The 21,849-nt window shown below is 59.6% G+C and carries 23 protein-coding genes; 7 read left to right on the top strand and 16 right to left on the bottom strand.

Going from position 1 to position 21,849, the window contains the following annotated elements:
- The coding region (locus KBF66_RS14165; protein ID WP_296658190.1) for a formate--tetrahydrofolate ligase at positions 1-175 on the bottom strand (175 nt) is incomplete at its 3' end.
- A 323-nt stretch (positions 176-498) separates the two neighbouring features.
- Between KBF66_RS14165 and KBF66_RS14160 the strand changes: the two genes are divergently transcribed.
- Both KBF66_RS14160 and KBF66_RS14155 read left to right on the top strand, forming a co-directional pair.
- A complete protein-coding gene (locus KBF66_RS14160) occupies positions 499-1,398 on the top strand; it encodes a transporter substrate-binding domain-containing protein (RefSeq protein ID WP_296658182.1) in 900 nt (299 codons plus the stop codon).
- 26 nt (positions 1,399-1,424) lie between these two features.
- Positions 1,425-3,467, top strand: a complete 2,043-nt coding sequence (locus tag KBF66_RS14155) for a diguanylate cyclase (RefSeq protein ID WP_296658179.1) — start codon at positions 1,425-1,427, stop codon at positions 3,465-3,467.
- Between the two features lie 33 nt (positions 3,468-3,500).
- Here KBF66_RS14155 and KBF66_RS14150 read toward each other — a convergent pair whose 3' ends face one another.
- Entirely contained in the window at positions 3,501-4,484 is a 984-nt protein-coding gene (locus tag KBF66_RS14150; RefSeq protein WP_296658176.1) for a bifunctional riboflavin kinase/FAD synthetase, read from the bottom strand.
- A gap of 164 nt (positions 4,485-4,648) precedes the next feature.
- On the opposite strand from KBF66_RS14150, the gene KBF66_RS14145 reads away from it, so the two are divergent.
- The gene (locus tag KBF66_RS14145) at positions 4,649-5,206 is read left to right on the top strand and encodes an HNH endonuclease (protein WP_296658171.1); all 558 of its coding nucleotides are present in this window, start codon (positions 4,649-4,651) and stop codon (positions 5,204-5,206) included.
- Between the two features lie 16 nt (positions 5,207-5,222).
- A complete protein-coding gene (locus KBF66_RS14140; RefSeq protein ID WP_296658166.1) occupies positions 5,223-6,152 on the top strand; it encodes a DNA ligase in 930 nt (309 codons plus the stop codon).
- Between the two features lie 104 nt (positions 6,153-6,256).
- Here KBF66_RS14140 and KBF66_RS14135 read toward each other — a convergent pair whose 3' ends face one another.
- From KBF66_RS14135 to KBF66_RS14120, 4 genes are all read right to left on the bottom strand, one after another.
- Positions 6,257-6,658: a VOC family protein gene (locus KBF66_RS14135; protein WP_296658162.1), complete on the bottom strand. Its 402-nt coding sequence runs from the start codon at positions 6,656-6,658 to the stop codon at positions 6,257-6,259.
- On the bottom strand, positions 6,655-7,026 hold the full coding sequence (locus KBF66_RS14130; RefSeq protein WP_296658157.1) for a VOC family protein: 372 nt from the start codon (positions 7,024-7,026) through the stop codon (positions 6,655-6,657). The genes KBF66_RS14135 and KBF66_RS14130 overlap by 4 nt, the downstream gene beginning before the upstream one ends.
- 69 nt (positions 7,027-7,095) lie before the next feature.
- Entirely contained in the window at positions 7,096-8,280 is a 1,185-nt protein-coding gene (locus tag KBF66_RS14125; protein ID WP_296658153.1) for a hypothetical protein, read from the bottom strand.
- A gap of 17 nt (positions 8,281-8,297) precedes the next feature.
- Positions 8,298-8,972, bottom strand: a complete 675-nt coding sequence (locus KBF66_RS14120; protein WP_296658148.1) for a YceH family protein — start codon at positions 8,970-8,972, stop codon at positions 8,298-8,300.
- A 13-nt stretch (positions 8,973-8,985) separates the two neighbouring features.
- On the opposite strand from KBF66_RS14120, the gene purN reads away from it, so the two are divergent.
- Positions 8,986-9,579, top strand: coding sequence for a phosphoribosylglycinamide formyltransferase (gene purN / locus KBF66_RS14115; RefSeq protein ID WP_296658143.1), 594 nt, complete (start codon positions 8,986-8,988; stop codon positions 9,577-9,579).
- A 43-nt stretch (positions 9,580-9,622) separates the two neighbouring features.
- Here the strand turns inward: purN and KBF66_RS14110 are convergent, their stop codons facing one another.
- From KBF66_RS14110 to KBF66_RS14095, 4 genes are read right to left on the bottom strand one after another with little or no spacing between them, the layout of a single operon-like run.
- The gene (locus tag KBF66_RS14110) at positions 9,623-10,834 is read right to left on the bottom strand and encodes a sodium ion-translocating decarboxylase subunit beta (protein ID WP_296658139.1); all 1,212 of its coding nucleotides are present in this window, start codon (positions 10,832-10,834) and stop codon (positions 9,623-9,625) included.
- A 26-nt stretch (positions 10,835-10,860) separates the two neighbouring features.
- Positions 10,861-11,256: a biotin/lipoyl-containing protein gene (locus KBF66_RS14105; protein WP_296658135.1), complete on the bottom strand. Its 396-nt coding sequence runs from the start codon at positions 11,254-11,256 to the stop codon at positions 10,861-10,863.
- Positions 11,257-11,272: 16 nt separating this feature from the next.
- Positions 11,273-11,602: a hypothetical protein gene (locus tag KBF66_RS14100; protein WP_296658129.1), complete on the bottom strand. Its 330-nt coding sequence runs from the start codon at positions 11,600-11,602 to the stop codon at positions 11,273-11,275.
- Positions 11,603-11,626: 24 nt separating this feature from the next.
- The gene (locus KBF66_RS14095; RefSeq protein WP_296658124.1) at positions 11,627-13,180 is read right to left on the bottom strand and encodes an acyl-CoA carboxylase subunit beta; all 1,554 of its coding nucleotides are present in this window, start codon (positions 13,178-13,180) and stop codon (positions 11,627-11,629) included.
- Positions 13,181-13,426: 246 nt separating this feature from the next.
- Here KBF66_RS14095 and KBF66_RS14090 point away from each other — a divergent pair, with 246 nt between their 5' ends.
- Entirely contained in the window at positions 13,427-14,200 is a 774-nt protein-coding gene (locus tag KBF66_RS14090) for a YdcF family protein (RefSeq protein WP_296658120.1), read from the top strand.
- Positions 14,201-14,206: 6 nt separating this feature from the next.
- Here the strand turns inward: KBF66_RS14090 and KBF66_RS14085 are convergent, their stop codons facing one another.
- Positions 14,207-15,517, bottom strand: coding sequence for a hemolysin family protein (locus KBF66_RS14085; protein WP_296658117.1), 1,311 nt, complete (start codon positions 15,515-15,517; stop codon positions 14,207-14,209).
- Positions 15,518-15,541: 24 nt separating this feature from the next.
- On the opposite strand from KBF66_RS14085, the gene KBF66_RS14080 reads away from it, so the two are divergent.
- Positions 15,542-16,402 (top strand): symmetrical bis(5'-nucleosyl)-tetraphosphatase, encoded by an 861-nt coding sequence (locus tag KBF66_RS14080; RefSeq protein ID WP_296658114.1) that lies wholly within the window; start codon positions 15,542-15,544, stop codon positions 16,400-16,402.
- Positions 16,403-16,438: 36 nt separating this feature from the next.
- On the opposite strand, the gene KBF66_RS14075 is transcribed toward KBF66_RS14080, so the two are convergent.
- The 5 genes from KBF66_RS14075 to KBF66_RS14055 form a co-directional block, all read right to left on the bottom strand.
- Positions 16,439-17,881, bottom strand: coding sequence for a DEAD/DEAH box helicase (locus KBF66_RS14075; protein ID WP_296658187.1), 1,443 nt, complete (start codon positions 17,879-17,881; stop codon positions 16,439-16,441).
- Positions 17,882-18,011: 130 nt separating this feature from the next.
- Positions 18,012-18,887, bottom strand: a complete 876-nt coding sequence (locus KBF66_RS14070; protein ID WP_296658110.1) for a neutral zinc metallopeptidase — start codon at positions 18,885-18,887, stop codon at positions 18,012-18,014.
- 16 nt (positions 18,888-18,903) lie between these two features.
- Complete coding sequence (dcd, locus tag KBF66_RS14065) at positions 18,904-19,479, bottom strand: dCTP deaminase (protein WP_296658106.1); 576 nt, start codon at positions 19,477-19,479, stop codon at positions 18,904-18,906.
- Positions 19,480-19,575: 96 nt separating this feature from the next.
- The gene (locus KBF66_RS14060) at positions 19,576-21,078 is read right to left on the bottom strand and encodes a type VI secretion system contractile sheath large subunit (protein WP_296658104.1); all 1,503 of its coding nucleotides are present in this window, start codon (positions 21,076-21,078) and stop codon (positions 19,576-19,578) included.
- A gap of 142 nt (positions 21,079-21,220) precedes the next feature.
- The coding region (locus KBF66_RS14055) for a TolC family protein (protein WP_296658102.1) at positions 21,221-21,849 on the bottom strand (629 nt) is incomplete at its 5' end.

Here is a 21,849-nt window from a genome sequence, read left to right as displayed (position 1 = left end):
TATCCAGGTAGTCCAGCGAGACTTTGGCCTTGAAGTGGCCGTATGGCTCCAGGTGCTCATCCGCAATGCCCAGCCGCTCAAAGGCCATGGGGGCAATACGCCTTAGCGTGGCTGCCTGGGCGATGGCAATGTCGGTGGGCAGGGAAACAGATGTTGTGGACGAAGGTGTTGTCATGGGTTGGCTCCTACGGTTTGAAATTTTTGTGCGCACTTTATGCCGATTGCGAATGAAAACCCTGTTTTAAGTCAGAAAATTATGAAAAAAAGTGATCAGAGTCTGGATGAACTTTGCGTCTGGCGTCTCGCGGGTGTTTCGAGTCGGTGTTGCACCGATGCTGTCGAGTGTGTGTCAGGGCAGATTGAATACCGCCAGCGATGTGCCGATGGACGTTTGACGGATGGCGGTGACTGACCTGCTTCAGCCAGAGCTCAGCCGGCACGTTTGGAGATACCATCGAGCGTACAAGTCTCGTCGTCAAACACCAACAGAGGCATGCAATGGTCCGTCGTTTTTTTTCTTGTTCCCTTGCGTTCGCAGTGGCATTGACCAGCAGTGGCGCGCCTGCCCAAGAGAACGCCACCCTGCGCAAAATCGCCGAAAGCAAAACGATCACGCTAGGTTTTCACGAATCGACGCCACCATTTACCTACAGTTCTGCCGAGGGCAAACCCATGGGGTATTCGTTCGACATTGCCCTGAAAGTTGCCGAAGCCGTCAAACATGAGCTCAAACTGCCTGAGCTACTCGTCAAGACAGTGCCGTTCACCACGCAAAACCGCTTCCCAATGGTGCAGAACGGCACATCGGACCTGACCTGTGGTGGCACAACACATACCACTGAACGTGAGAAACTGGTGGCTTTCTCCAACACCATTTTTATTACCGGAACGCGCCTGATGACGCGCAAAGACTCGGGCATCAAGGAGTTTTCTGACCTCGGCGGCAAGAACGTCGTGACGTTTGCGGCCTCCACTTCCGAGAAGTTGCTGCGCAAAATGAACGTGCAAGACAACCGGCGCATCAACATCATGGCTTCTTTTGACCGCGGTGACACACCGGTGTCGGTCCTGCAGGCCGGACATGCCGATGCCTTCATGATGGACGATGTGCTGCTGTATTCAGCGATTCACCAAACCTGGCGGCCAGACGACTGGACGGTAACGGGCAACCCGACGTCATTTGAGGCCTATGCCTGCTTCATGCGCAAGGACGATCCAGGTTTCAAGAAAATCGTTGACCAGGAGATCGCCAGGCTTATGAAATCAGGTGAGATGCAGGTGATCTACCAAAAATGGCTGATGTCACCGATTCCACCCAAAGGGATCAACTACGCGTTCCCGATGAGTGAGGCCATGGTTGAACTGTTCAGAAACCCCAACGACAAGCCCTTTGATTGAGACTTTTCCAGCAAGCGCATAGCGGTATGGGAAGCAGACTTTTCAGGAAATATGCGCTGTTTTTCAGCGCGTTGGTGGGCCTGTCGCTGCTACTCAGTGGCCTGTTGGGCATCCATGACTCCTACCAGGAAAACAAGCAGGCGCTGATGCGCTTGCAACAGGAGAAGGCGCAGGCAGCGGCGCAGCGCATCGCACAATACCTGACGGAAGTGGAGCTGAAGATTGGCACCACCACCGACCCTCAGCCGGGTGTCAGTGCGCTGGGTCAACGCATGGCTGAGATCCAGATTCTGCGCCGGACCCGGGCCATCAAGTCCATCAGCCTGCTCGATCCGCAGGGTCTGGAGGTTTTGCGGGTGTCTCGGCTGGCTGCGGACGTTCTGCAAAGTGGGCACGACTTTTCAACGACCGGATGGTTTGCGCGAGTGAAGTCAGGGCACCCGTATCGCGGCCCGGTGTATGTGCGGGACGAAGCCCTTTACATGACCGTCGCCATTGCGGTTGGCCCACCCGCTGCGGGGATTACTGTCGCAGAGATTGACCTTGAGTTTTTGCTCGAAGGCATCACCCAGATCAAAGTGGGTGACACCGGGCTGGCCTATGCTGTTGACGAAGCTGGCCACCTGATCGCACACCCTGACATGGGTCTGGTGTTGCAACACACGGCCATGGTCTCGCTGCCTCAGGTACAGGCGGCCCTCCGAGACCGGACTGGTGCCAGTCTGGCGCAGGTGAACGCGCTGGACATGGCGGGCCAGCCGGTGCTAACCTCTTTTGGCGTGATCCCCTACCTGAACTGGTTTGTTTTTGTCCAGCAACCCACTGCAGAGTTTTATCGGCCGCTGTATGCCCAGGCGTTTCGCGGTATCTTGCTGGTGCTGGCTGGGGTGGTGTTGACAGTGTTGGCCACGGTGGCTCTGGTGCGCAAGATGGTGCTCCCGATTCGCGCACTGCGTGATGGAGCCAAGCTGATCGGGCATGGTGTGTTTGACCAACCCATCGTGGTGCAGACGGGGGACGAGTTGGAGGACCTGGCCATCGAATTCAATCAGATGGCAGAGAAACTGAATGCCTCATACGCCTTGCTGGAGCAGAAAGTCGCCTTGCGCACGCTCGAGTTGCGCACCAGCGAGCAGTCCCTCAAAGAAGCGCAACAGATCGCGGGCCTGGGAAGCTATGAGTTTCACGTGACCGACAACCGCTGGACCAGCTCCGAAGTACTTGACACTCTGCTTGGCATAGACAGCACTTACCCGCATACCCCGGAGGGTTGGACAGCACTGCTGCATCCCGATGACCGCAGGGCATGGGTCAAGTTTTTTGTGGATGACCTCATCAGCGAGGGACGGGTGTTTGACAAGGTCTTGCGCATTGTTCGCTATAGCGATCAGGCAACACGCTGGGTCCACGGACTGGGCAGGGTTGAACGTGATGAGAACGGTCAGGCGCTCAAAATCAAAGGCACTATCCAGGACATCACCGACAGCAAATTGCTGCAAGACAAAGTGCGGCAACTGGCGTTCTACGATCCGCTGACGGGTCTGCCCAATCGCCGTCTGCTGGATGACCGGCTGAGCCAGTGCATGGCGTCAAGCAAGCGAAGTGCACTGTATGCAGCCTTGATGTTTCTGGATCTGGACAACTTCAAGCCCCTGAATGATGCACACGGGCATGGTGTGGGGGATTTACTGCTGGTGGAGGTGGCGCGCCGCCTGACGGAATGTGTGCGCGAAATGGACACCGTGGCGCGCCTGGGTGGCGATGAGTTTGTGGTGATGCTCGGTGAACTGGACTCGGACAAGGCGGTGTCCATGGCACAAGCCCATGCGGTCGCCGAAAAAATTCGCGCCAACCTTGCCCTGCCGTACCAGCTGGCAGTGGTCGGCACTGACCAGCCGGACTCTACAGTGGTGCACCGTTGCAGTGCCAGTATCGGTGTAGCCCTGTTTGTCAACCATGAGGCCAACCAGGCCGACATCCTGAAATGGGCGGATGCCGCCATGTATCAGGCTAAAGAGGCCGGCCGCAATGCCGTGCGGTTTTATCAATTGCCTGAACGCAATCGCTGAACATGACGCCTTGAATTTTCCGCCCTGCCTGCTCTACAGGCTGATCAGGTGGGAATCGAAGTAGGCACGGGCATCCAGACAATCCTGGCCAATACCTGCCGTCAACGCGTCCAGCGAGTCGTACTTGCGTTCGTCGTGCAGTCTGTGCAGCAGTTCCACGCGCACGATTTTGCCGTAAGCACCCTCGGCCCCAAGATGGGCGGGCCAATCCAGACAATGGGTTTCGAGCAGCACGCGCCCACCATTCACGTCGCGCGGGTCAAGCGATGGGCGCACGCCCAAATTGGCCACGCCGCGCAGGGGCTGCGCACCCAGGCCATACACCAGCACGGCGAAAATGCCGCTGGCTGCGGGTTTCCAGTGGGCAAAGCGCTGGTTCAGTGTTTTGAAACCCAGCGATCGCCCGAGTTTGCGCCCGTGCACCACGTGGCCCGAGATGCGATAGGGGTGACCCATCAGCCGGGCGGCGTCTTTCATGCGGCCTTCGCCAAGTGCCGCCCGTACCGCCGAGCTTGACACCCGCAGATTGTGCACTTCGTAGCTGTTCATGCGTGCCACGTCAAAGCCGCGCTCCATGCCCACCTGGTCCAGCAGGGCATAGTCGCCGGCACGGCGCGCTCCAAAACGAAAGTCGTCCCCCACCAGTACATAAGTGGCGCCCAGACCCTGGAGCAACACCCGCTCGATGAAGTCCATCGGCGGCAAATCTGCCAGCCGGGCCGTGAAAGGCAACACCACGGTCTGGTCTACACCACAGGCAGCCAGGTCACACAATTTGTCACGCAGCGTGCCCACACGCGCCGGGGCGCGCGCCGGGTTGTGGGTCAGGCCGGCGAAGTAGTCACGTGGGTGTGGCTCAAACGTCAATACACAGCTGGGCACGCCGCGCTGTTGTGCCTCGCCCCTGAGCAGCGACAGCATGGCCTGATGTCCCCGGTGCACACCGTCAAAGTTGCCGATGGTCAGTGCGCAGGCGCTGGCCAGCTCGGGGTGTTTGCAGCCTCTGAAAATTTTCATCGAAAGTTATTAATTTGCTAGCAATCAGCGCATAACCAATGTGCGCTTGACGCAGATTTGACACATAAAGGGGGTATATTGTGTCTCAGCTCGGCGCAGTTGGCCTGCGGCTGGCATCATTGGTGTTGTTGCGCCGTGCTGTGTGTGTTTTCAGGAGTCAGCTTTTGAAAGTCTTGAAGTTGTCAGCTCAGGGTTTGCCCCAGTCTTGGATTTCGCTGGAGCAGGCGGTGATCCATTACGCCGCGTCCGAGGTGCGCTGGGAGATGGGTCACGAGGTGGCGGTGTTTCATGGTGGCCATAACGCCATCACCGGACGGCAGTCGATCATCACGGTGTCCAGCATCATTGGCACGCGAGGTGTACCCAGCATCAACCCGTTTGCCTTGCGCCCGGGCCTGACCAATATCAAGCTGTTTGCCCGCGATCGCAACATCTGTGCCTATTGTGGCGAGCATTTTGCCGAGGCTGACCTGACGCGTGAGCACATCATCCCTTTTGCCCAGAACGGCGTTGACAGCTGGATGAATGTGGTCACCGCCTGTCGGGCCTGTAACCACCGCAAAAGCCATCGCACTCCCGAGCAGGCGCATATGCCGCTGTTGTACACGCCTTATGTGCCCAGCCTGTGGGAGGACTTCATCCTGCGCAACCGACGCATTCTGGCTGACCAGATGGAGTTTTTGATGGCGCATGTGCCCAAATCGTCGCGCCTTGCCGCTTGAACGCAAAGGAAAGCTGATGAACCTGCGCATGGTCTTGACCGCCACATCACCCCGCCTGATCGCTCCGCACCGGCCGCGCTGGGTCGCGTTGGCGTGTGCGCTGGTCTGGGGCGGACTGACTGCGCAGGCGCAACCCACGCAGGCTGCACCGGTGCTTGCAGTTTCAACCGCCACGAGCCCGGCCCTGATGCTCGCCGGCGTTTGGCCGGTCGGGCGCGACCCGGCGGGTTATCTGGTGAGCGAGAAGCTCGACGGGGTGCGTGCCTTCTGGGATGGCGAGCGTCTGCGCTTTCGCAGTGGCTTGCCGATCGCCGCACCTGGCTGGTTCACCGCCGCGCTGCCCAAAGTGCCGCTGGATGGCGAATTGTGGCTGGGGCGTGGACAGTTTGACCGCCTGTCAGGCATGGTGCGCAAAGAACAGCCGGTGGACGCCGAGTGGCGTGAGCTGCGCTATATGGTGTTTGACCTGCCGGGTGCGCCCGGCCCCTTTGCCCAGCGGGTGCAGGGTATCCAGAGCCTGTTGCAGGTGGCGGGCCAGCCCTGGCTGCAGGCGGTCGCGCAGGTGTCGGTGGCCAACGCTGCGGCGTTGGCTTTGCAGCTCAAAAAGCAGGCGGCCGAGGGTGCAGAGGGTCTGGTGTTGCACCGCGCGGATGCGCTGTGGTCGCCTGGACGCAGTGACGCACTGTTGAAGTACAAGCCTGTGCAGGACGAGGACGCGCGGGTTGTGGGCCACTTACCGGGCAAGGGGCGCCATGCCGGCCGGATGGGGGCGCTGCTGTTGGAACTGCCTGACGGCCAGCGTTTTGCATTGGGTACCGGGTTTAGTGACGCGCAACGTGCATCACCACCGGACATCGGCAGTGTGGTGACCTACCGCTACCGAGACCGCACTCCCAAAGGGCTGCCGCGATTTGCCTCATTCCTGCGTGAACGCGGGCCGCAATGAGCCACAAATGCCCACTCACACCGTGGCATCAAGCGTGCTGGTCGGGCTGTTGTCAGAATCTCTGACCGCCACAGCGTGCGTTCTCGGCCCTTTCATTGGGTGCATCACGATGGTGCTTTTAGGCGATAAGCGCGGCTCGACACGCTGACCGAGTTGTTGTCAGGGTCTTTGGTGTTGGCAAAAGCATATCCCTTGGCCTGGTGGATGGCTCCAAACTGGAGTCCGTTGGCCGCCGCCCGGGCCACGAAGGCGGCAACATCCGGGACGTGAAAGCTCAGTTTCACGCCCACTTGCCCGAGTTTGACGGATTTGGCGGCCTGATGAATCAGGATGGCCGCACCGCCCACAGGCGGTGTGAGTTCGATCAAACCCTCGACAACGTCGCCGCTTGTCAAAAAACCAAAGTGATGGGCATAAAACTGTGCGGTCCGGGTCATGTCGCGCGCGTAAATGACCACGCTGCCCAAGGCGATCGGCACGGCTTCGTCGTGATTTGTCGGCATCATTGCATCGAATGCAGGCCGATCATGTTTCCGTCGGGGTCACTGACCAGGGCGATGAACCCGTAAGGACCAATGGAAAACTTTTCTTTGAATACTTGGCCGCCATGGCCTGCAACGCGGCTGGCCTCCACAGCGCAATCGGTGCAACTGAAATAAACCACCGTGCTGTTGCCGCCAGACGGGCAACCATCCATCTTGACCAGTGCGCCAGACGAGCCAGTGGCCGTGTCGTGCATGGGGAAAGCCCACATCTCTATGCCTGGACTCTCCAGGTTTTGCAGTGCACCGTCGAAAACCGATTCATAAAACGCCTTGGCACGCGGCATGTCCTGAACGTAAATTTCAAACCAGCCGACCGGATTTTCTTTCATGATGGGACTCCATGGGGTGTGATGAGAAATGGCTGTGCCGGATAGAGCAGTATCTGGCGATCAGCTGCTTCAACGGTTCACAACCTGACGCAATTGTGCCGCTACCTCGTTGGGGTTGGCCTGACAGACCCACAGGCCGATGTGCTCAAAGCCTCCGGTCAGTTGGGTGCTGGCCAGCAGTTCGAGGTACACACCGGCACCGGGGCCATTGTTGATGTTGATGTTGTAGGCAGGTGCTTTGCCAAGTTGCGGCATGATGGTGATGATCGCCTGGATGGCTGCCACCATGGCCTGCACCAGATCGCCGCGCTCATCCGGGGTCAGCTGGTGGATGTACTGCTTGCGGTGGTCTTTGAGCAGCACCAGCATGTTGTAGGGGCGCTTCATGAAATACGGGACAAGCAACACGGCCTGGCCAAAGTCGCGCACCATCAGTCGCTGAGGGTTTTCTCGCAGCATGTACTCTGAAAAAGTTTGCCCGTTGCGCTGCATGAAGCTGAAATTGTTGAAATAGCGCTGCGGCATGATGTTGCTGAAGCCAATTTGCTGGTGTCCGTGCGACAACGATGCACCGGCGGCGTGACCAAAATTCTTGATGATGGAGACGTAACCAAACGTCTTCGGCCCACGTGCCATGTCCGCATCACCCGAATGGTGCGGCAGTTTTTGCAGCACCCGGTCTGAGGCGGGCATAAACCCTTCAGAGTCTGTCAGCAACTTGTGTTCCAGAGCCGCCAATCGGTCAAAGCAGATCAGGCAGTCCACCAGTGGCATGTTGTGCCAGTCACGGTCATGGATTGACGATGTCCACTGCAGCAGGTGCATGCCATACGAACTGCGACCATGGTGATAAGGGTCTGGATACAGCGGCACGCCCCTGGCATCTTCTTGCAGATTCTCGATCGGGTGGAGGATCGGATAAAGATTCTTGTTGATGAAGGTAAAGCCTTCGCTCAAGGGCTGCAGGTCGATCACCCCGGTGCTCTTGGCAGCGCAAATGGGGCACTTGTCGTCACGGTTGTCCACCGGTGGCAAGGCGGTGGTGGTGTGCAGTCGGGTGGCGCGCGACGAGTTGTAGACAATCACGTCACCGGTGCGCGGGTCGATCTGGCACAGTGAGTCGGGCAGGAAAGCTGCCATCTGCGCATCGTCGAGAATGTCTTTCATGATCTCGCGAATTGACAGAGCATCGACATTGCGCGCATTGATCAGCGCCTCAATGGCCTCTAGTTTGAGTTGCTGCGGCTCACTCATGGCTTGAATATTACCGCTTATACGGTGGTGCTCGCGTCGATGCCCAGTTCGGCACAAAGTTTGTTGACGGTACTGCGCAGTTGCGCCACTTCAAGTTCCAGCCGATCGATCCGTTCCTGCGTGCTGAAGTCGACTGAGCGCAGCACCGTTCCGGTGACCAAATGCGCTTCATCCACTGGACCGCACAGCAGATGCGCCCAGCGCTGCTCGCGCGCACCGGGCGCGCGATTGAGTTTAACCACCAGCGGGCCGCCTTTTTCGGCCGAGCGGTCTTGCAACTCTTCCAGAAATCCTTCGACCGAGGAAATGTCGGCAAATTTGTACCAGCGCTCAGTGTTCAGGCGCAGCTCGCCCGCGGTCTGCGGGCCGCGCAGCATCAACAGGCCCAGCAGCACGGCCGACTGTTCGGGCACACCCACCCCACGCTGGAAGTTGTGCTCAAACCGGGTCACGCGGCTGCCGCTGTTTTCGCGCACCAGGCCGCGCTCCTTGAGACCTGCCAGGGCGGTGGCCACGTCGGCCTCCATCAGTTCCATGATCGGGTCGCGGCTGCTTTTCTGGTTGCAACCCAGCAGCAGGGCGTTGAGCGACAGCGGGTAGCTGTCGGGCACGGTGCGGGCTTTTTCCATCAGGGTACCCAGCACGCGGGCTTCAATGGCGGAAATGGCAGAGGTGTCAGGGGTCAAAGTCATAATTCAGCTCGATATGAAAAACATCGTCATTTTGATCTCAGGCGGCGGCTCCAACATGCTCGCCATCGCGAAAACCGCAAAACGTGATGATTGGGCGGGCAAATTTGGCGCCTGCGTGGCCTGTGTGATCAGCAACAAGGCCAATGCGCGCGGATTGTCCTTGGCACGTGATATGGGCATTGCCACCGAGTTGCTGGATCACACGAATTACCCCAGTCGAGCGGATTTTGACGCCGCATTGGCGCAGTGTATTGACCGCTTCGATTCGCTCCATGAGCCAGCACTGGTGGTGCTGGCGGGCTTCATGCGCATTCTGACGCCTGGTTTTGTGGCGCAGTTTGCTGGGCGGCTGGTGAACATTCATCCATCCCTGCTACCGTCTTTTCCCGGCTTGCATACACATCAGCGCGCCATCGACACTGGGTGCAAGCTCGCTGGGGCTACGGTGCACCGGGTGACCGCAGAACTGGACCATGGTGAAATTCTGGCGCAGGCCGTTGTGCCGGTGCTAGCGAGTGACACGGCAGAGGCACTGGCAGCGCGGGTGCTCACCCAGGAGCACCTGATTTATCCGGCGGCCATTGCAGGATTGCTTTCAAAAAAATAGCGGTTTTCAATTGTCAGAAATGGGCTGGAGGCCCATTGGACACTCAAGTCCCGCGCAATACGCTGATAAACACTCCAGCAATGATGGCGCTGGTGATCACACCGCTGATGTTGGCGCCCAGCGCCTGCGGCAGGATGATGGCATTGGGATTGGCCGCGGTGGCGATTTTTTGCACCACCTTGGCGGTGGTCGGCACACAGCTCACACCCGCAATGCCGATGATCGGGTTGAACTTGCCGCCTGATGCGAAGTAAAGGATGTAGCCGCCGAGCAACCCGCCGAGGGCCGAGATCAGCAGTGCCAGCATGCCCAGCAGCAACAGCTTAAGCACCACCGGGTCCAGCAGCGTGCTGGCTTCGCACAACACGCCCAGCGTCAGGCCGAGAAAGAAGGTGGCACCATATAAAAAGGTTTCACTGAGCAGCTTGGTAAACGACTCAATGCCGCTTTCTCGCACTGCCACGCCGACAAACAGTGAGAAAAACAAGGGGGCTGCGACCGGAAACAGCAGGCACAGCAGCGTGCAGGTGACCACCGCAAAGATTAACTTTTGCGCCCGACTGATTTTTGGCCCCCGGTCGGCGGCCATGCTGATGCCGCGAATGCGCTCGGGCACCAGCCACTTGATCAGATACGGGTAGCCGCCATAGGTGAGTCCCAGGTACAGGTAACCCACCACCGTGATGGGCACAAACAGGTCTTTGGCCAGAATCAGCGAGGTAAACAGCACCATCGGCCCGTCTGCGCCGCCAATGGTGGCTACCGAGGCGGCTTCGCGCGGTGTCATACCCAACCACACCGCGATGGGAAACACCGCGAAGGTGCCCAACTCGGCAAAAAGGGCAATGAACATGCTCTGAAACGGCCGCGCCATCACATAGCCCACGTCCAGCAGCACGCCAATGCCCATGAACACAAAGCAGGCGATCAGCCCGTTGCTGAAGGTCAGGGTGTAAATGGGCTGCAGCCAGTTGATCTGCATGATGTTGACCAGATCGGTCGGGTTCGACATCAGCGGGTCGACAAACAGCGTGCCGGCTTTGCCACCCTCAAGAAACATCACCCCGGCATTGATGGCCGACATGCCCAGCCCCATCGGGATCATCAACAAGGGTTCCAACACCTCTTTGGCACCCAGGTAAATCAGGAGAAAGCCCAGCAGCATCAGGAAGATGCGGCCCCACATCACGGCGGGGTCGGCGGCGACCAGGGTGGCAATGCCCTGGAACAGGTCGAGAAAGCTTAAGTGTTCCATGGAGTCTGGCGCAAAAGGGCTTGCACCTACTGGATGGTCAGCACGGGCTGCCCGCCTTCAACGGCATCACCTGCTGCCACCATAATGCGAGTCACCTGGCCGGCGCGGCTGGCCAGCAGATGGTTTTTCATTTTCATGGCTTCCAGCACCAAAAGTCGCTCACCCACGGCCACGGTTTGTCCGACCCGGACGTCGATTTGCACCACCACGCCCCCCATCTGGGCCACCTCGTCACCGCTGCTGCTTGCTATGGGGGCTGGTGCGTTCGCTGCGGCGGGGCGGGCAGCTGGCACTGCTGCCGTACTGGATTCCACCGCCGGCACATAAGCGGTGGGTGCCGGTGTGGCAGCGCCTGGGGTAACCTCGAGGACGGCAACATCGTATTCGCGACCGTTGACGGTAACTTTGAACTGACGGGTCATGGCATTTCTTCCTGATTCAATGATGGGGACGTGGATTGGCCGCGTGGGAACCGTGTTGGGCGGCACGCCCCTGGCTGGCCCAGGCGCGCCCGGTGCCCGAGATGTGCAGGATGTGGTGTGGCCCGATGGCCGTAAAAATAGCCGCTGACAGCGCGGCCACGTCTTCGTCGGGGATGCCCAGGAACACCGGACAAACTTCGCCTTGCGGGATGGCGTCGGCCGCAGCCGCCCGCTCCAGGCGACCGGTCACGGAGACCATGACCTTGATCAGCACCGCCACCAGCATGGCGATGACGATGGAGACACCATAAATCTGCAGCGCGGTGATGATGGCTGGGCCGGTCATGGGTGTGGTCCTGCGTTGGACTTCTTAAAGCGGCATGTTGCCATGTTTCTTGGCCGGGCGCAGTTCGCGCTTACCGAGCGTCTTGCGCAGCGCCAGGGCCAGCATCCAGCGCGTATCGGCCGGGTCAATCACGTCGGTGATGTAAAAGTTGGAGGCGGCGGCGTAAGGTGAGGCAAACTCGTCGCGGTACTGCTTAGTCAGCTCAGCTGCTTTGGCGCGCCGGTCGGTGGCCTGCTCCAGCTCTTTGCGGTAGAGGATCTTCACCGCCGCTTCGGCACCCATCACCGCGATCTCGGCCGAAGGCCAGGCGTACACCATGTCCGCACGCATCTCCTGGCTGCACATCGCCAGGTACGAGCCGCCGTAGGCCTTGCGCAAAATCACCGTGAGCTTGGGCACAGTGCATGAGGCAAACGCGTGCAGCATCTTGGCACCGTGGCGGATGATGCCGCCGCGCTCTTGTTCCACCCCTGGCAAAAAGCCCGGCACATCGACCAGGGTGAGCAGCGGGATGTTGAACACATTGCACATGCGCACAAAGCGGGCAATCTTGTCGGCGGCGTTCATGTCCAGTGCACCGGCCATCACCATCGGTTGGTTCGCCACCACGCCCACCACTGCGCCCGAGATGCGGGCAAAGCCGATGATCACATTGCGGGCAAAGTTGGCGTGTACCTCGAGCAGCTCACCACGATCGACGAGGCGACGAATCACCAACTGCATGTCCAGCGGTTCGCTGGAGTCGCCAGGTACCAGGTCAATCATGCCGGGGTCGGCCACCTCGTCGATGGGCATCGACAGGTCGTGCGGCGGGTCTTCGGTGTTGTTGGACGGCAAGTAAGACAGCAGCGACTTGACCAGTGCAATCGCATGCTGGTCGTCTTCGGCGACAAAGTGCACGTTGCCGCTGACGCTGGCGTGCATCTCGGCGCTGCCTACCTCGTCCATGGTGGCAGAGTGTCCGGTAACGGCCTTGATGACCTCGGGGCCGGTCAAGAACATGTAGGCGTTATGCCGCGTCATGATGACAAAGTCCATCAGTGCGGGCGAATACGCTGCACCCCCGGCGCAGGGGCCAACAATCACTGCAATCTGCGGCACCACGCCCGACAGCATGACGTTGTAATAGAACACATCGCCATAACCCGAAAGGGCGTCCACCCCTTCCTGGATCCGCGCACCGCCCGAGTCCTTAAAGGCAACCATTGGCACACCCACGCGCAACGCGTGGCGCATCAGTCGCACAATTTTGCGCGCCTGCATCTTGCCCATGGTGCCGGCCAGCACCTGGAAGTCTTGGCTAAAAGCCGCCACCTGCAGGCTGCCCACGTAACCGGTGCCGGTGATCACGCCGTCGGTGGGCAACTCGCGCCCGGCCATACCAAACGACACCGCGTTGTGGTGCGCGTGCATGCCCAGTTCCTGAAAACTGCCCTCGACAAACAGCGCATTGACCCGCTCGCGCGCCGACAGCGAACCGCGGGCGTGCAGTTTTTCAAGCTTTTCCGGGGAGATGTTGTGGATGATCTTGTTGCGCCGCTCGCGCAGGGTGTTCATCGATTCAATGGGGAGAGTCATCACGGTTCCTGTGGAAGAGCCCGTCACACTGCAGGCTCTGCTCGGCTGGAGATTGCGTCGCTGGCGTGCATGTCAAGCTCAGGTTGTTGCAGTGCAGTATAACTTGCGCCAAATGGCTAAGTTGAATTTCTTAGCATATTTTCAACTTTTCCGCATCAGGTTAAATCCTTATTCTTGACAAATTTCCGGTCATCGGGCTGGCTCATCAAATGACGGTAGAGGCGGTGCAATGTTAAGCTGACGGGCATGATGTTTCTCGTCTCCAAATTGTTCGCCTTTGTGGTCCAGCCGCTGGCCTGGGTGGCGCTGCTGATGTTGGCCAGTATCTTGGCGGTGCGCAGAAAACCGTTCCTGGCAAAGGGTTTCGGTGTTCTGGCACTGACTCTGCTGGTCACGCTCGGCTGGGAGCCGTTACCCGACACCTTGCTGCGCCGGTTGGAGACGCAGTACCCGGCCATAGCGGCATCTGCTGCGCTTGACAACTATGCCGGGGTGATCGTGTTGGGGGGTGCGCTGGATCCGGCACACACCTGGGTTGTGGCCGATCAGTCCTCCTTGAATGATGCCGCAGAGCGGATGACTCAAGTTTTGCCGCTGCTGCAGCGCCATGCCCACTTGCGGGTTCTGTTCACCGGCGGTGATGGGAACCTGTTTGCAGATGAACTGACCGAGGCCGAGCGTGCGCGACGTTTTTTTGCACAGCAGTCGGTCACTCCCGAACGGGTGCGCTACGAATCTGCGTCCCGAACCACTTACGAAAATGCGCTGCTGAGTCGCCAGGTGGCTGGCGCGGACGTGCAGAGACAGTGGTTGCTGCTGACTTCTGCTTGGCATATGCCGCGCGCCATGGCAACCTTTCGTCATGCCGGTTGGCAGGTCACCGCCTACCCGGTGGACTACCGCGCGGGGGTGCAAACCCCTTGGTCCAGCTACTCGATGGATCAGGGAGTCAAGAAATGGCGCATGGCCGTGCGCGAATGGTTGGGACTGCTGGTGTACCAATGGTCCGGGCAGGCTTGAGCGCACTCAAAGCGTTTCCGTGACCGGTGTTGGCAACTGGCTGGCCAATACCTTGTCGATGCGTTTTCCGTCGAGGTCGATCACCTCAAACTGCCAGCCTGCACAATGGATACGCTCTGCCGTCACCGGCAAATGACCGCTGACGGCCATCAACAGTCCAGCCAGCGTGTTGTATCGGCCGCGGTCCTCGAGCGGCAATTCTTCTATGTCCAGGCGTGCCTTGAGTTCACCGATTGGCATCAGGCCTTCGAGCAGCCAGCTGCCATCGTCGCGCCGGGTGGCCCAGGCATCGGACTTGACGCCAGGTTGCAACTCGCCAGTGATGGCTTCGAGCAGGTCGTGCGGCGTGAGCAAACCCTGTACCACCCCGTACTCATCCACCACCAGAACCAGACGTCCAACTTTGGCACGGAACTGCTCCAGCAACTCCATGCCGCTCAGGGTTTCGGGCACAAACACCGCTGGACTGACGTGGTCTTCCAGAGTGCCAGCCATGTGCTCACCTAACTCAAGCAGACGTGCCACACTGATCTTGCCTATCACATCATCCATGCTGCCGCGGCACACCGGGTACCAGGAATGGGCGCGTTGCGCGCCGTCCTGCCCGACTTTTTGCAGGCTGTGTGCAACGCTGAAACTCGCGTCAAGCCAGTCCACCTCGGTGCGCGGCACCATGAGCGACGTCAGCGGGCGGTCATCCAGACCAAATACGTTTTGCACCATCTGGTGCTCGTGTTCTTCTATCACGCCGGCGTCAACACCTTCTTCGAGGCTGGCGCTGATCTCCTCTTCCGTCATCGGTCGTGCGGCATTGGTGTCGATGCGCAGCAGCTTCAATACGGCACCGGTGGTGCTGGAAAGCAGGTGGACAAAAGGCCCGGCGGCGCGTGCCAGCCACAACATGGGTCGTGCCACCCAGCGCGAAACCTGCTCAGGGTAGAGTTGCCCGATGCGCTTGGGCACCAGTTCTCCAAAAATGATGGTCGTGAACGTGATCAATGTGACCACCAAAGCGGTGGCACTCAGGGCCGCCACCTTTTCTGTCAATCCAAGGATCATCAACCAGTGGGCCAAACCGCCACTGAAGGCCGCCTCACCGACAATGCCATTGAGCACACCGATGGAGGTGATACCGACCTGCACCGTGGACAAAAACTGGTTGGGGTTGTCCAGCAGTGTCAAAGATGCCTGTGCGCCTTTGTCACCCTCTTCGGCCATCGCCGTCAGACGCGCTTTTCGACTGACTGTAAGTGCCAGCTCCGACATGGCAAAAATGCCATTGAGCGCGGTCAGGAAGAGTACCAGCAGAAATTCCATTCAATCTCATCGAAAATTAAAACCATGGCACTTTACTTGATTGGCGACATCCAGGGGTGTGATGACGCTTTGCAGCGACTGCTCGCCGCAATTTCGTTCTCGCCCAGCCGTGACACACTTTACCTGTTGGGCGACCTGGTCAACCGGGGGCCAGAGTCGGCTGCAGTTTTGCGGCGCCTGATGCAATTGGGCGCGTCGGCACATTGCCTTCTGGGCAATCATGATCTGCATTTACTGGCGGCAGCGTTTGGTGGACGCAAACCCAGCCGAAAAGACACCTTGGACGATATCCTGAACGCCCCGGACCGTAGTCAATTGCTGGGCTGGGTGCGCCAGCAGCATCTGGCGATTCGATTGCAGCATCAGGAAACGGACTATCTGCTGGTACACGCCGGTGTGTTGCCCATGTGGAGCGCGACAAAAACCATGGCCCTGGCGGCAGAAGTGGAATCTGTCTTGCGCGGCCCGGCTCTGCCGGACTTTTTGCGACAGATGTATTGCGATACACCGGCGGTCTGGCGCGACGATCTGGCCGGGGTGGACCGGATCCGCGTGATTGTGAACGCGCTCACCCGTTTGCGGTTCTGTACCGCGGACGGCACCATGGAGTTTGAAACCAAAGAAGGGCGGGACGCAGCACCCCAGGGTTTTATGCCCTGGTTTGACGTGCCGTCACGCCAGACCGCCCCGGTCGTGGTGGCCTTTGGCCATTGGTCGACGCTTGGCTGGCTGAATCGCTCTGACGTCATCGCGCTGGATTCAGGCTGTATTTGGGGTGGGCATCTGAGCGCCCTCAAACTGGCGGCCGGCACCCCGAGTGATCCGCATGAACTGATCCAGGTCAACTGCGTCCAGGCACAAAAGCCCGGAAAAAAAACCGCGTAATGGCTGTCGCCGACCGGTCGGCGACGATGGCTGGCATCACACCGCGCAGAACAACGCAGCGACTTTACGTTTGGGCTTGATGTTGCTGGAAATACTCCGCACGCCAGGGCGTGCTGCAGCTGCCTCCCACGCTGGCGCTGCATCGGCGGCCAAGGTGGGCTCGTAAGGTTTGTCAAAAAACGGATCTTGCGCCGCCGGGGCATTGCGCCGGAAGTCACTGCGAACGGTCCGGGGGGTGCGTGGAAACACTTCGTCTCGCCGACCCGCCGCTTCGTCCTGCCGGTACATGCGCCGACCGTCGTTGATATGACCCTGCTTGCGGATGTCGGGCAGATCTTCTTCGAACTCGATGGGTTCGAGTTCGATCTTGGTCTTGATGAGGCGCTCGATGTCAGCAACCAGCCGGGCATCACTCTTTGAGGCAAAGCTCACGGCCAGGCCGGATTGACCCGCCCGCCCGGTGCGCCCGATGCGGTGCACGTAGTCCTCGGCGTTGAACGGAACGTCGAAATTGAACACTGCCGGCACGTCCTTGATGTCCAGGCCACGTGCCGCCACGTCGGTGCACACCAGCAAATCGACCTCGCCTTTCTTGAAGGCATCCAGCGCTTTCAGTCGCTCATCCTGGCTTTTATCCCCGTGCAAGGCGGTGGTTTTCAGCCCTTCGCGCTCCAGCGAGCGCGCCAGCCGGGCACAGCCGAGTTTGCTGTTGACAAACACAAAGGCTTGCTTGAGCTCACGCTGACGCAGAATCTGATGCAGCGCGTGGCGCTTGTCGTCCTCGCCGACCGCGTAAAAATGCTGTTCCACCGTGGATGCCGTGGCGTTGGAGCGCGCCACCTCGATGGTGACGGGGTCTTGCAGATAGCTGTTGGCCAGGCGTTTGATCTCGGGCGAAAACGTGGCCGAGAACAACAGCGTGGTGCGTTGTTTGGGCAGAAAGCTCAGGATGCGCTGCAGATCGGGCAGAAAGCCGATGTCCAGCATGCGATCAGCTTCATCGAGCACCACGTACTCCACCTGGTTGAGCACACAGTTCTTGGCCTCAATGTGATCCAGCAGTCGCCCCGGCGTGGCGACCAGAACCTCAACGCCTCTTTTGAGCTCCAGGGTTTGCGGCTTCATGTCGATGCCGCCAAACACCACGGTACTGCGCAGGTTGGTGTATTTGCCATACAGTCTGACCTGCTCGGCGACCTGGTCTGCCAGCTCACGGGTGGGCAACAGGACCAGCGCGCGCACCGGGTGGCGCGCGGGCGAGGTGGAGGCGTTTTCGTGTTTGAGCATGCGCTGCAACAGGGGCAGCGCAAAAGCAGCGGTCTTGCCGGTACCGGTTTGGGCCGCTCCCATCACATCCCGGCCCTGCAGTACGACCGGAATCGCCTGCGCCTGGATCGGGGTCATGGTCTCGTAACCCATCTCGGCCACCGCACGGGCCAGCGGGTCGGACAACTGCAACTGGGCGAAGGCCATGGGCAGTGTGTCAGCAGTCAGTTCATTGGAAATAGCAGAGGTCAAATCGGTCATTCATAGCCAGAGTCAAGTGCTATCGGGCCGATAGCTGGTGCCGCCCCAAGGGCTGGGACGAAGCGCGATTATCCCTCAAGCCTCAAAGCTGGCGTGCAGAAAAGGTGTCACAGCGCTTGACGCTACCATTTTTGAGGCCCAGATCGAACCAGCGCTGGCGCTGCGCGCTGGTGCCATGGGTGAAGCTGTCGGGTACGACGGCACCTCCGCCGGCGCGCTGCAAAGCATCGTCGCCAATCCTGGCAGCGGCATTCATGGCCTCTTCGACGTCACCTTGTTCCAGCAACTGTCTTGCTGCCTGGGCATGGTTGGCCCAGACACCCGCAAAGCAATCGGCCTGCAATTCAAGGCGCACACTCAGGGCGTTGTATTCCACCCGGCTGGCACGCGCATGCATTTGTTCCATCTTGGCGCTGATGCCCAGCAGGTTTTGCACATGGTGGCCGACTTCGTGGGCAATCACATAGGCCTGGGCGAAATCGCCTGGCGCACCGAGCCGGTGTTTCAGGGTTTCGTAAAAACCCAGGTCGATATAGACTTTTTGGTCTGCCGGGCAATAGAAAGGCCCCATCGCTGCTTCGCCCTGACCGCACGCCGTCGCGGTGGTGCCGCGAAACAGCACCAGTCTGGGTTCCTGATAGCGGCCGCCACTTTGTGCAAAGACGTCTTTCCAGACATCTTCGGTGTCTGCCAGCACGGTCGACACGAAGCGGGCCATCTGATCATCCGCCGGCGGCTTGTGCGCTGGTGCAGACTGAGTTTGGGGTGCTGGGCCGCTGCCACTGAGCAGGCTGAGCACTGTCATCGGGTTGATGCCCAGAAAATACGACACCACCAGCGCAATGGCGATGGACCCGATGCCGATACCGCGCCCACCCAATCCACCGCGCCCGGAGCTGCCACCGCCGTCGCGGCGGTCTTCGACGTTATCGGACTGGCGATTGCCTTCCCATTTCATGGTTTTGCGCCCGCCATCAGGCTTTGGGCAGTGTTACACCGCGTTGCCCCTGGTACTTACCGCCGCGGTCCTTGTAGCTGATTTCACAAACGTCGTCAGCGTCAGACTCAAAAAACAGCACCTGCGCGCAGCCTTCACCTGCATAGATCTTGGCGGGCAGTGGCGTGGTATTGCTGAACTCCAGCGTCACGTAACCCTCCCATTCCGGCTCGAACGGGGTGACGTTGACGATGATGCCGCAGCGCGCATAGGTACTTTTGCCCAGACAGATGGTGAGCACGTTGCGCGGAATGCGAAAGTACTCCATGGTCCGCGCCAAGGCAAAGCTGTTGGGCGGGATGATGCAGACCTCGTCGTTGAAGTCGACAAAACTTTTCTCGTCAAAGTTTTTCGGGTCCACCACGGTGCTGTGGATGTTGGTGAACACTTTGAACTCAGGCGCACAGCGGATGTCGTAGCCGTAACTGCTGGTGCCATAACTGACGATCTTTTGGCCGGTGGCACTTTGTCGAATCTGGCCAGGCTCGAACGGCTCGATCATGCCGTGCTGCTCGGCCATGCGGCGGATCCAGCGGTCACTTTTAATACTCATGGAATTCTGGTCGGTTAAGTTGGGCGCATTGTAAGCAGGATAACATCTCAAAAAATATAGCTGTGCACGCTTTATTTGTAAGCGCTAGAGGTCAATTTAGCTCCAAACTCCTTGCAAGGCCCGAACCGGATCGGCGATCGACTGCCAGCGCAGCAGGCGTGCCGTGTTGCGGTTGCGGTAGCTCATCAATGGCATCACCCCGCCACGGCATAGGGCGTCGGCCGCGCCTTCACTCATCAACACTTCGGCGCATGGCTGCTGGTGCGACTCGCCGTCCAAGCGGTAGCTGTGGCTGGGCAAATCCCCCAGCTCCGCGCCAGCACCCAGGGCCATCTCCCAGCCTTCCTCCAAAAAAGCCTGCCCGGCCAACAGGCCCAGCGCAAATGCCGCTGAACCCCACAAGTAACCGTGGTGCTGGTGCTCTGGCATTTCTTCAAAGCTGAAGGCGCTCACCGGATCGCTGGTCTTGCCGTAAGGCAGACGTGCCAGAACCCGTGGTAACGCCAGTCCAATCCACGGCGCAACCGGGCTTTGGCGCAATGCCTGCCAGTACGCGGCCACATCGGCTGCAAGCGGCTGCCAGGTTTTTGGCTCGGCCAGTGCACCTGGCGTGTGGCAACCCAGCAACGACGGATGGGCAGCGGCAAGCAGAGGTGCGCTGGCGTGACCGGCCAGTGCACCCATAGCGGCAAGCTGCTGCAAGTCGGCCAGGTCGGCACCCACCGTCAGGTCACTGATCAGAATCGACCAGCGTCGGCCGTCAGCTCCCTGTGTATGTGCCCCATTCAACAGGCGATGCAAGGCCGATCCCGACAAATCCGCTGCATGGCTGCTCAGGTCCTGCGCAAGTTCTTCATGACTGAGGTCCAACAGGTAGAGCAGCAGCGATTCACCCGGATCAAGCTCGCGCACCAGGCGTTCGATGCTGCGCCAGTTGGCTTCCAGCCGCATCAGCGCTGGATGGTGCAGCACGCGCCGCATTTCGGCGGCAAGGGCACTGTCAACCGCAGCAATCAGTCGCGCCTGCTCGTTGCCGATATCTGGCACAACGTGCGGCGCAACCACACTGCGCAGCCAGTGGTCCAGGCTGCTGGCAGATGGAACTGCGGGTGTGGATGAGGGAGTGCCTGCTGGTTTGCGCCCCAGCAGGCGCTCGATGTCGCCAGCGGCCTGGGGGTCCGCGGCTGTGGCGCTAGTTGCTGCAGGTGCGTCTGGCCCAGCGCCAAGTGACGCTGCAGCCTCGTGAAAACGTTTGGGGTCAGCCAGGTCTGCGCGTTTCTGACGCAAGGCGGCAAAAATCTCAAGGCGGGCGAACAATTGATCGGGGTGAAAGTCCTCCAGCGACGCAAACCGCAGCGTCACCGGTGTGGTGTCAAAGTCCAGTTCCAGTTCGATTGCCATGGCCTTGACCACGGCATCAAAGTTGTCGATGTCCAACGCGACCGGTTTGCGCGAAGCGGGTGGGCGCGCACCGCGCGCCGTGCGACTGACACCCAGATCGGCAATGACCAGCATACAAAAGGGGTCGTCATCGTCAATGCGGCGGGCGGCGATCGGGCTACCAGCGGTAAAGCTGAACTGCATGGGAATGTTGGCCATGGCGTTTCCTTTGCGTCAAATAGGGTGAGTTTGCTGCATCGACGCGATGCTGGCAAGTGGCCGTCAGTTCCTTGGGTCAGCCCGCGAAGGAACTGTTACACCTGCTCCTTCGGCGACTGGCCGGGTAAGACCGGCAACAGAGTCAATTGGTGTTTGGGTTGAGCAGGGAATTGATGGCGATGACATCGTCCTCGCCAAGCGAGCCAACGGCAGCCTTTAACTTCAACTGTGCCATCAGTGTGTCAACCCTTGCACGGTTGAGCTCCCGATAGGTGTTGAACGCCTGGCTTTGTGCGTTGAGCACATCCACATTCAGTCGCACACCCACATCAAAGGCGTCTTTGTTCGAGATCACTGCACTCTGGGCTGCCTGATAGGCCGCTTGCAAGGTGCGGATCTGCGAGAGTCCATTAATCACACCAAGATAGGCCTGTTGGGTACCCAGCACTGCACCCCGGCGAACGGTCTCAAGTGCGTGCTGCGTGGCGCTGTGGTTGGCCGCCGCCTCAGCAGATCTGGAAGACACGGCGTAACCCTCGAAGATGGGAACGTTAAGCTGGAGGCTGATCTTCTCATCGTCCGAGATTTCACGCGCACCGCTGTTAAGTGTCGAGCTGCGCCCAGCAGTTGCCACCAAATTGAGTGTTGGCAGGTGACCGGCACGTTGTCGATCGACCTCGCGACGCGCAATCTCCACCATCAGCCGCTGCTGCTGTACGGCGAGGTTGCCTTGTTCTGCTGCTGCTAGCCATTTCGAGAGATCGTTGGGTT

Source organism: Rhodoferax sp. (genome assembly GCF_018063565.1).
Classification (GTDB): Bacteria; Pseudomonadota; Gammaproteobacteria; order Burkholderiales; family Burkholderiaceae_C; genus Rhodoferax.
The sequence above is the reverse complement of the archived record's forward strand: the minus strand, read 5'-3'. Positions and strand labels throughout refer to the sequence as shown.